At 74.8% G+C, this 7,741-nt stretch carries 6 protein-coding genes; 5 read left to right on the top strand and 1 reads right to left on the bottom strand.

The window, feature by feature from the left end:
• Window positions 1–63: 63 nt before the first annotated feature.
• Genes ACR9ZK_RS19645 through ACR9ZK_RS19660 form a run of 4 tightly spaced genes read left to right on the top strand, consistent with a single transcriptional unit; the run spans window position 64 to window position 5,480 of the window.
• Entirely contained in the window at window positions 64–849 is a 786-nt protein-coding gene (locus ACR9ZK_RS19645; protein WP_481343654.1) for a DUF5691 domain-containing protein, read from the top strand.
• The gene (locus ACR9ZK_RS19650) at window positions 846–1,964 is read left to right on the top strand and encodes an ATP-binding protein (RefSeq protein ID WP_481343655.1); all 1,119 of its coding nucleotides are present in this window, start codon (window positions 846–848) and stop codon (window positions 1,962–1,964) included. The genes ACR9ZK_RS19645 and ACR9ZK_RS19650 overlap by 4 nt, the downstream gene beginning before the upstream one ends.
• A gap of 10 nt (window positions 1,965–1,974) precedes the next feature.
• Window positions 1,975–4,263, top strand: coding sequence for a DUF5682 family protein (locus ACR9ZK_RS19655; protein WP_481343656.1), 2,289 nt, complete (start codon window positions 1,975–1,977; stop codon window positions 4,261–4,263).
• Complete coding sequence (locus tag ACR9ZK_RS19660) at window positions 4,260–5,480, top strand: VWA domain-containing protein (RefSeq protein ID WP_481343657.1); 1,221 nt, start codon at window positions 4,260–4,262, stop codon at window positions 5,478–5,480. The genes ACR9ZK_RS19655 and ACR9ZK_RS19660 overlap by 4 nt, the downstream gene beginning before the upstream one ends.
• Before the next feature lie 27 nt (window positions 5,481–5,507).
• Here the strand turns inward: ACR9ZK_RS19660 and ACR9ZK_RS19665 are convergent, their stop codons facing one another.
• Complete coding sequence (locus ACR9ZK_RS19665) at window positions 5,508–5,927, bottom strand: RidA family protein (protein ID WP_481343658.1); 420 nt, start codon at window positions 5,925–5,927, stop codon at window positions 5,508–5,510.
• A 305-nt stretch (window positions 5,928–6,232) separates the two neighbouring features.
• Between ACR9ZK_RS19665 and ACR9ZK_RS19670 the strand changes: the two genes are divergently transcribed.
• On the top strand, window positions 6,233–7,627 hold the full coding sequence (locus ACR9ZK_RS19670) for an HNH endonuclease signature motif containing protein (protein WP_481343659.1): 1,395 nt from the start codon (window positions 6,233–6,235) through the stop codon (window positions 7,625–7,627).
• Window positions 7,628–7,741 lie beyond the last annotated feature (114 nt).

Genomic DNA, 7,741 nt, shown 5'->3' on the forward strand with positions numbered 1-7,741 from the left:
CCCCCCCCCCCCCAAACAAAAAACCCCCTCCTAGATGTAGCTCCGTCTCGTGGGCTCGGAGATGTGTATAAGAGACAGCTCGACGACCGGTCCGCCGGCGTCCGTGAGGTCGCCGCCGACCTGCTCGACGGGCTGCCGGGTTCGGCGCGAGCCCGACGGATGGCCGACCGGCTCCGTCCGCTCGTGCGCACGACGGGGCTGCTGCGTCGCGGCCTCGAGGTCACCCTGCCCGACGAGCCGGACGCAGCCGGTCGGCGCGACGGGCTCGGCAAGCCGCCGCCGCGCCGGTCCGCCCGCGGGTGGTGGCTCGAGCGGATCATCGCCGGTGCGCCGCTCGGGGTGTGGGCCGAGGCCACCGGTGCCGACGCCGTCACGACGGTCGCCCGCCTGTCCGACGCGCAGGCGACCGACGCCCTCGAGGGGATACGCCGCGCGGTGCGGTCCCGCCGGGACCCCGACTGGGCGGCCGCGCTCCTGCAGCGGGGCTGGGACCCGAGCATCGTGCCCGCGCTGCCACGCGACCTGCGGGAGCGCGCCGTGCTCGCCCGCGTCGACGAGGTGATCGCCCGACCATCCCACGCCGCCACCGTGGTCGCGGCGCTCGAGGCCCCGTGGTCGCCCGGCTTCAGCGTCGCGCTGACCTCCCGGCTGCGTGCCTCGACCTCCGGCCCGGCGGTCGTCGCCCTGTCGATGCCCTACCTCGTGACAGGCCTGCATCCCGCGGCGCTGGAGGCCCTCGAGCAGTGGCTCCGGTCGCTCGGTGACGGCGACCGTGCCCTCGCCACCCACCTGCGCAACCTCCTCCAGCTCCACTCCGTCAAGCGATCGATCAGCGAGGCGTTCCGATGACCGACACCACCGAGCCGACCACCGAGCCGACCACGACCCCCGAGGTGCTCCGAGCCCACGCGGAGGACGCCTACGCGTCCGAGCTCGCGGCCCTCGCCGCGGTCGACGACCGGCCGCGGCCGCCGAGCTGGCGGCTGTCGCCGTGGGCCGTGACGACGTACCTGCTCGGCGGCACGCTCGCGGACGGCACCGAGATCACGCCGAAGTACCTCGGGTCGCGGCGGCTCATGGAGGTCGCGGTCGCCTCGCTCGCCACCGACCGGGCGCTGCTGCTGCTCGGCGTCCCCGGCACCGCCAAGACGTGGGTCGGCGAGCACCTGGCAGCCGCGGTCAGCGGGGCCTCGACGCTCGTCGTGCAGGGCACGGCGGGGACCCCGGAGGAGTCGCTCCGGTACGGCTGGAACTACGCGCGCCTCCTGGCCGAGGGTCCGACGCGTGGTGCGCTCGTGCCGAGCCCGGTGATGCGCGCCATGGAGACCGGCGCCCTCGTGCGCATCGAGGAGCTGACCCGCATCCCGGCCGACGTGCAGGACTCCCTCATCACCATCCTGTCCGAGAAGACGCTGCCCGTGCCCGAGCTCGACTCCGAGGTGCAGGCCCGCCCCGGCTTCAACGTCATCGCGACCGCCAACAACCGCGACAAGGGCGTGAACGAGCTCTCCTCGGCGCTCAAACGACGCTTCAACACCGTCGTCCTGCCGCTGCCGGACACCCTCGAGCAGGAGGTCGAGATCGTCCGCACCCGCGTCGCGTCGCTCGGCCGCAGCCTGCAGCTGCCGGCCGAGCTCGAGTCGCTGGCCGAGATCGAGCGCGTCGTCCAGGTGTTCCGGGAGCTCCGGTCCGGCGTCACGGCCGACCAGCGCACCACCGTCAAGTCGCCGTCCGCGACGCTCTCGACGGCCGAGGCCATCTCGGTCATGACGAACGGGGTCGCCCTCGCGGCGCACTTCGGTGACGGCGTCGTGCGGGCCGACGACGTCGCGGCCGGGCTCGTCGGCGCGGTCGTCAAGGACCCGGTCCAGGACCGCATCGTCTGGCAGGAGTACCTCGAGACCGTCGTCAAGGACCGTCGCGAGTGGACCGACCTCTACCGCGCGTGCCGCGAGCTGGGCTGACGGGCTCGGCATGACCGTCGAGGTGCTCGGCATCCGCCACCACGGGCCCGGCTCGGCCCGGTCGGTGGCGCGCGCCCTCGACGAACTCGACCCCGACTCCGTCGTCGTCGAGGGACCGCCCGAGCTCGACGCCCTGCTGCCCCTCGCCGCCGACCCCGACCTCGTGCCACCGGTCGCCGGCCTCGTCTACGCCGTCGACAACCCGCGTCGGGCGGCGTTCTACCCGTTCGCGGTCTTCTCCCCGGAGTGGGTGGCGCTCCAGTGGGCGCTGGCGCGCGGCGTCCCCGTCCGGTTCGCCGACCTGCCCGCGGCGCACTTCCTGGCCCCGGGGGTGGGGGACGCCGCAGAGGCCACCGAGGGCGACCGCGACGCCGACGATGCCGGCGCCGACGACGGCGGCGCCTGGGAGGGGCCGGCCCAGGGCGTCGTGCGCGAACGCGTCGACCCGCTCTCGACGCTGGCCCGCGCCGCCGGGCACGACGACCCGGAGCGCTGGTGGGAGGACGCCGTCGAGCACCGCCGCACGTCCTCGCTCGAGCACTTCCGGTTCCTGCGCGAGGCGATGCGCGACGTCCGCGGCGGCACGACCGTCGGCGACGACGCGCGGCGGGAAGCCTTCATGCGCAAGGTGATCCGTGCGGAGGTCAAGGCCGGCCGCGAACGCGTCGCCGTCGTGTGCGGCGCCTTCCACGCCCCGGTGCTCGACCCCGACACGTTCCCCCCGGCGGGGCGCGACAACGCCCTCCTCGCGAAGCTGCCCAGGGTCAAGGTCGCCGCGACCTGGGCGCCGTGGACCGCCGCGCGCCTCGCGTACGCGAGCGGCTACGGCGCGGGCGTCCGCTCACCCGGCTGGTACCAGCACCTGTTCGTCACGCCCGAGGACGAGGTCGTGCCCTCGTGGTTCGTCCGCGTGGCGCGGGCGCTGCGCGAGGAGGACCTCGACACCTCGACGGCCGCCGTCGTGGAGGCCACCCGGCTGGCCGACGCGCTCGCCGCGGTGCGAGGCCGCCCGTCGGTGGGCCTCGCCGAGCTGACCGACTCGGCTCGCGCTGTGCTCACCGACGGGTCGGACCTGCCGCTGCGGCTCGTCGACCGGCGCATCGTCGTCGGCGAGCTGCTCGGTCGGGTGCCCGACTCGACCCCGAGGGTGCCCCTCGCGTCCGACCTGGCCCGACAGCAGAGGTCCTTGCGGCTCAAGCCCTCCGCCTCGGCGACGACCGTGCAGCTGGACCTGCGGCGCGAGGCGCAGCTGGCTCGCTCGGTGCTCCTGCACCGGCTGCGGCTGCTCGGGGTCCCGTGGGGCGAGCAGGTCGACGCCGGCCGGTCCACGGGCACCTTCAAGGAGGCGTGGCAGCTGGAGTGGGACCCCGAGCTCGCCGTGTCGGTCGTCGAGGCGAGCCTCTGGGGCAACACGGTGCAGAGCGCCGCCGAGGCCAAGGTCGCCGACGAGGCCGGCAGTACCGACGACCTCGGCCGCCTCGGGGCCCTCGTCGAGCAGTGCCTCCTCGCCGAGCTGCCCGGCGCGCTGCGGGCCGTCGTCGCGGCCCTGGCCGACCGCACCGCCCGCCAGCACGACACCCGGGCCCTCCTCGACACCGTCGAGCCGCTGGCCCGCACGTGCCGCTACGGCGACGTGCGCGGCGTCGACGTCGGCGAGGTCGAGCACGTGCTGCGCACCGTCGTGGTCCGGGCCTCGGTCGGCCTGCGGTCGGCGTGCGCGTCGCTCGACGACGACGCGGCCGCCGCGATGCGCGCCGCGGTCGAGGCCGCCGACCGCGGCGTCGCGCTCCTCGACCTGCCGGACCTGCGCGAGCCGTGGCAGCGGGCCCTGGCCGCGGTCGCCGCCGACGAGAGCATCCACGGGGCCGTGGGCGGACGCGCCAACCGCCTCCTGCTCGACGCCGGACAGCTGGCGCGCGACGAGGCCGCCGGCCGGCTGAGCCGACGGCTGTCGACCGGCGCGAGCGCACCGGCGACCGCCGCCTGGGTCGACGGGTTCCTCACGGGGGAGGCGCTGCTCCTCGTCACCGACGACACGCTCCTCGCCCTCATCGACGACTGGCTCGCCGGCGTGCCCGACGCCGTCTTCGAGGACCTGCTGCCCCTCGTCCGACGGACGTTCTCGCGGTACGAGCAGGCCGAACGCCGGCTCATCGGCCGGCACCTGACCGCGCTCGGCACGGGCGGCCGCGCCGACGCGGAGGACGCCCCGGCATCCGTCGACCTCGAGCGTGCGGCGCCGGCCGTCGCCACCGTCGCCCGCCTGCTCGGGCTCGACACCGTGGGAGGCCCGCGATGAGCGACGACCCGACACCGGAGGCCGGCGCTCCGGCGACCGGCAGCGTCACCCCGACGCGTCGCGACCGGCTGACCCGCTGGCGTCTCGTCCTCGGTGGCGAGGAGGCCGACGGCATCGGCGACGCGGCGTCGCTCGACGCGGACGACGTCAAGCGCGACGAGGCGCTGCGCGAGCTGTACGACGGGCAGCGCAAGGGCGGGCTCGGCGCGTCCGCGCCCCGGGTGGCGCGGTGGCTCGGCGACATCCGGGGCTACTTCCCGTCGTCGGTCGTGCAGGTCATGCAGGCCGACGCGATGGACCGGCTCGGCCTGACCCAGCTGCTCCTCGAGCCGGAGCTCATGGAGGCCGTCCAGCCCGACGTCAACCTCGTCTCGACGCTCGTCGGCCTGGGTCGCGTCATCCCCGAGCGGTCCCGCGCCACCGCCCGGGGCGTCGTGCGCACCGTCACCGACCAGCTCGAGGAGCGGCTGCGGCAGCGGACCGTCGAGGCCGTCACCGGGGCGCTGAACCGCGCGGCCCGCACCCGCCGCCCGCGGCACTCCGACATCGACTGGAACCGCACCATCGCGGCCAACCTGCGGCACTACCAGCCCGACCTGCGGACCGTCGTGCCCGAGCGGCTCGTCGGGTACGCGCGCCGGGCCCACCGCGTCGAGCGCCAGGTCATCCTCTGCATCGACCAGTCCGGGTCGATGGCCGAGTCGGTCGTGTACGCGAGCGTCTTCGGGGCGGTGCTCGCCTCGCTGCGGTCGGTCGAGACGAGGCTCGTCGTCTTCGACACCCAGGTCGTCGACCTCACCGACGAGCTCGACGACCCCGTCGACGTCCTCTTCGGCGTGCAGCTCGGTGGCGGCACCGACATCAACCGGGCCCTGGCGTACTGCGAGTCGCTCATCGAGCAGCCCGCCGACACGATCCTCGTGCTCATCAGCGACCTCTACGAGGGCGGCATCGCCGAGGAGATGGTGCGGCGGGCGTCCTCGGTCGTCGCCTCCGGTGCGACGATGGTCGCCCTGCTCGCGCTCAGCGACTCGGGCAGCCCGAGCTACGACGCGGAGCACGCGGCCGCGCTGGCGGCCGTCGGCGTCCCGGCGTTCGCGTGCACCCCCGACCGCTTCCCCGACCTCATGGCGACCGCGATCGAGAAGCGCGACATCACGGCATGGGCCGCCGCCAACGACATCGTCACCACCCACGAGCCCGACCCGCCCGTCTGAGCCCGCCCACGGGCGTCGGACGCCGAGTCAGGCGCCGGGAAGGGCGGCCACGGCCTCGATCTCGACGAGCTGGTCGGCGTAGCCGAGCACGGTGACGCCGTGCAGGGTGCTCGGCACCTCGTGCTCGCCGAACGCGTCGTGGACGACCGTCCAGGCGGTGACGAGGTCCTCGCGCACAGTCGTCGCCACGAGGACACGCGTGTAGACGACGTCGACGAGACGGGCGCCGGACTCGGCGAGGGCGGTGACGAGGTTGGCGATGCACTGCCGTGCCTGGGCCGCGATGTCGCCGGGCGCCACCGTGGCCCCGTCGGCGTCGAGGGGACAGGCCCCTGCCGTGAAGACGAGGCGGGCGGGCCCGTGCGTCGTCGACGCGTACGCGTACGGCGCGGTGTCGGTGAGCGCGGTCGACCGGACGAGCCGGACGACGCTGTCGGGTGCCGTCATGGCTCCGACGGTAGCGGCCTCGCGCGGACGAACCGGACCCGACGGCCCGGGGCCTCGGCAGCCGGTCCCGTCGTTCCGGACGACGACCATCACCGGCCCGCGGAGGCCCGGGCACGTTCGGCCCCACGACGCATCGGGTGATCGTGGTCGTCATCCGTGACGCCGTCCGTCGACGCCATCGCCACGAGAAGCTACTGAGGCACGGGTGCTGGGACCGTCGTCAGGTCGACGGCGCCGCGTCGCGCGCGACCTCATCGCTGTGGAGAAGTCTGGGCCGCCGCTTCGAACACTTGGACGATTGGGGCATGGCGACGGCGGAGGCGATCGAGGCGGACTGGGACCTCGTCGCGGCCCTCGCCGCCGACCTCCACGACGCGCACGGGCGCCTCGTCCGGCTCGTCGAGCACGCCCTGACCGAGGGGTCCTGGCAGGCCTCCGGCATCCGCTCGCCCGAGCACTGGCTCATGGTGCGGGCGGGCCTCTCGCGCGGCCAGGCGCGGGCGATCGTGCTGGTCGCGCGCCGGGCCGGCGAGCTGCCACTGACCTCGGCTGCCCTGCACGACGGTCGGCTCTCGCTCGACCAGGCGGCCGTGGTGGCGCGGCACACCCCGCCCGAGTTCGACGCGACGGTCGCGGAGTTCGCCACGCACGCGACGGTCACCCAGCTGCACCGCACCGTCAGCCGCTACGACTTCACGCTCGAGCCGGAGACGTTCGACGCCGAGGGCGAGATCCAGCCCTCCGAGCAGGCCGAGTCTCGTCGGCCACTCGTCGCGCCGCCGTCGCTGTCCATGGGCACCGATGAAGAGGGCCGGTTCCGGCTGCGCTACGACGCCCCACCGGAGATCGGGGCCCTCGTCGAGGCAGCGCTGCGCGAGGCCCGCGACCATCTCTTCCACACCGCCGGGTCGAGCGAGGACAGCACTCCGGCTCTCCTCGTCGACGAGGCCGCCGGTGGACATCCCGGCGTCACGTGGGCCGACGCGCTCACCCTCATGGCCGAGCGGTCACTGGCAGGTGGCGCGACGCCGGGGCGACGCTCGCGCTACCGCGTCCACGTCTTCCTCGACACCGACGGGGGTTGGCTCACCGGCACGCCGCGCCTGCCCCGAGGCATCGTGGACGGGCTCACGTGCGACGGCAACCTGACGCCGGTGTGGACGACCGAGGGCCGCCCCGTCAACGTCGGGCGCAGTCGGCGGGTGGTGCCCCACCGCACCAAGGTCCTCGTCGACGACCGTGACCGCGGCTGCCGTTTTCCGGGCTGCGGCGCGACCGCGTCCGTCGAGGTCCACCACCTGGTCCACTGGCGCGACGGCGGTGCCACCGACCTGGCGAACCTCCTGTCGCTGTGCCCCTTCCACCACGACGCGCACCACCGCGGCGAGTTCACCGTCGTGGGCGACCCTGCTGCCCCTGAGGGCCTGGAGTTCACGACGCGGCTCGGGCGCCCCATCGGCCCGATGCGCCGCACCGTCCATACCGGGAGCCTGGCCGAGCCGACCGGTTCAGGTGGTCAGGTTCGTCGGTCCCTCTCGACCGGGCCGCCGGTCCGACCCGGTGCGCGACCGGTCGCCGGTGCACCGCCGGGCCGGCCTCGCCCGCGGCTCGGTCGCCGCTACGCCGCGCCCACGGGCGGCGTCCTGCACCTCGGCCTCGTCGACTTCACCCCGCCGCGCCGTCACCCTCTGCGTACCTAGGACCCACCGCCGCGCCGTCACCCTCTGCGGACCTAGGTGTACTGACCCGACAGGTTGGTTAAGCGGGTGATGGGTGGCTTGTTCCCGCAGGCGGTGTGGGGTCGGTGGTGGTTG

The sequence above is a fragment of the Monashia sp. HAY1-5C genome (assembly GCF_056755255.1).

Excerpts from the sequence above, each read along its gene's own strand:
- ACR9ZK_RS19660 (WP_481343657.1), top strand. The coding sequence starts at position 4,260 with ATGAGCGACGACCCGACACCGGAGGCCGGCGCTCCGGCGACCGGCAGC.
- ACR9ZK_RS19665 (WP_481343658.1), bottom strand. The coding sequence starts at position 5,927 with ATGACGGCACCCGACAGCGTCGTCCGGCTCGTCCGGTCGACCGCGCTC.
- ACR9ZK_RS19650 (WP_481343655.1), top strand. The coding sequence starts at position 846 with ATGACCGACACCACCGAGCCGACCACCGAGCCGACCACGACCCCCGAG.
- ACR9ZK_RS19655 (WP_481343656.1), top strand. The coding sequence starts at position 1,975 with ATGACCGTCGAGGTGCTCGGCATCCGCCACCACGGGCCCGGCTCGGCC.
- ACR9ZK_RS19670 (WP_481343659.1), top strand. The coding sequence starts at position 6,233 with ATGGCGACGGCGGAGGCGATCGAGGCGGACTGGGACCTCGTCGCGGCC.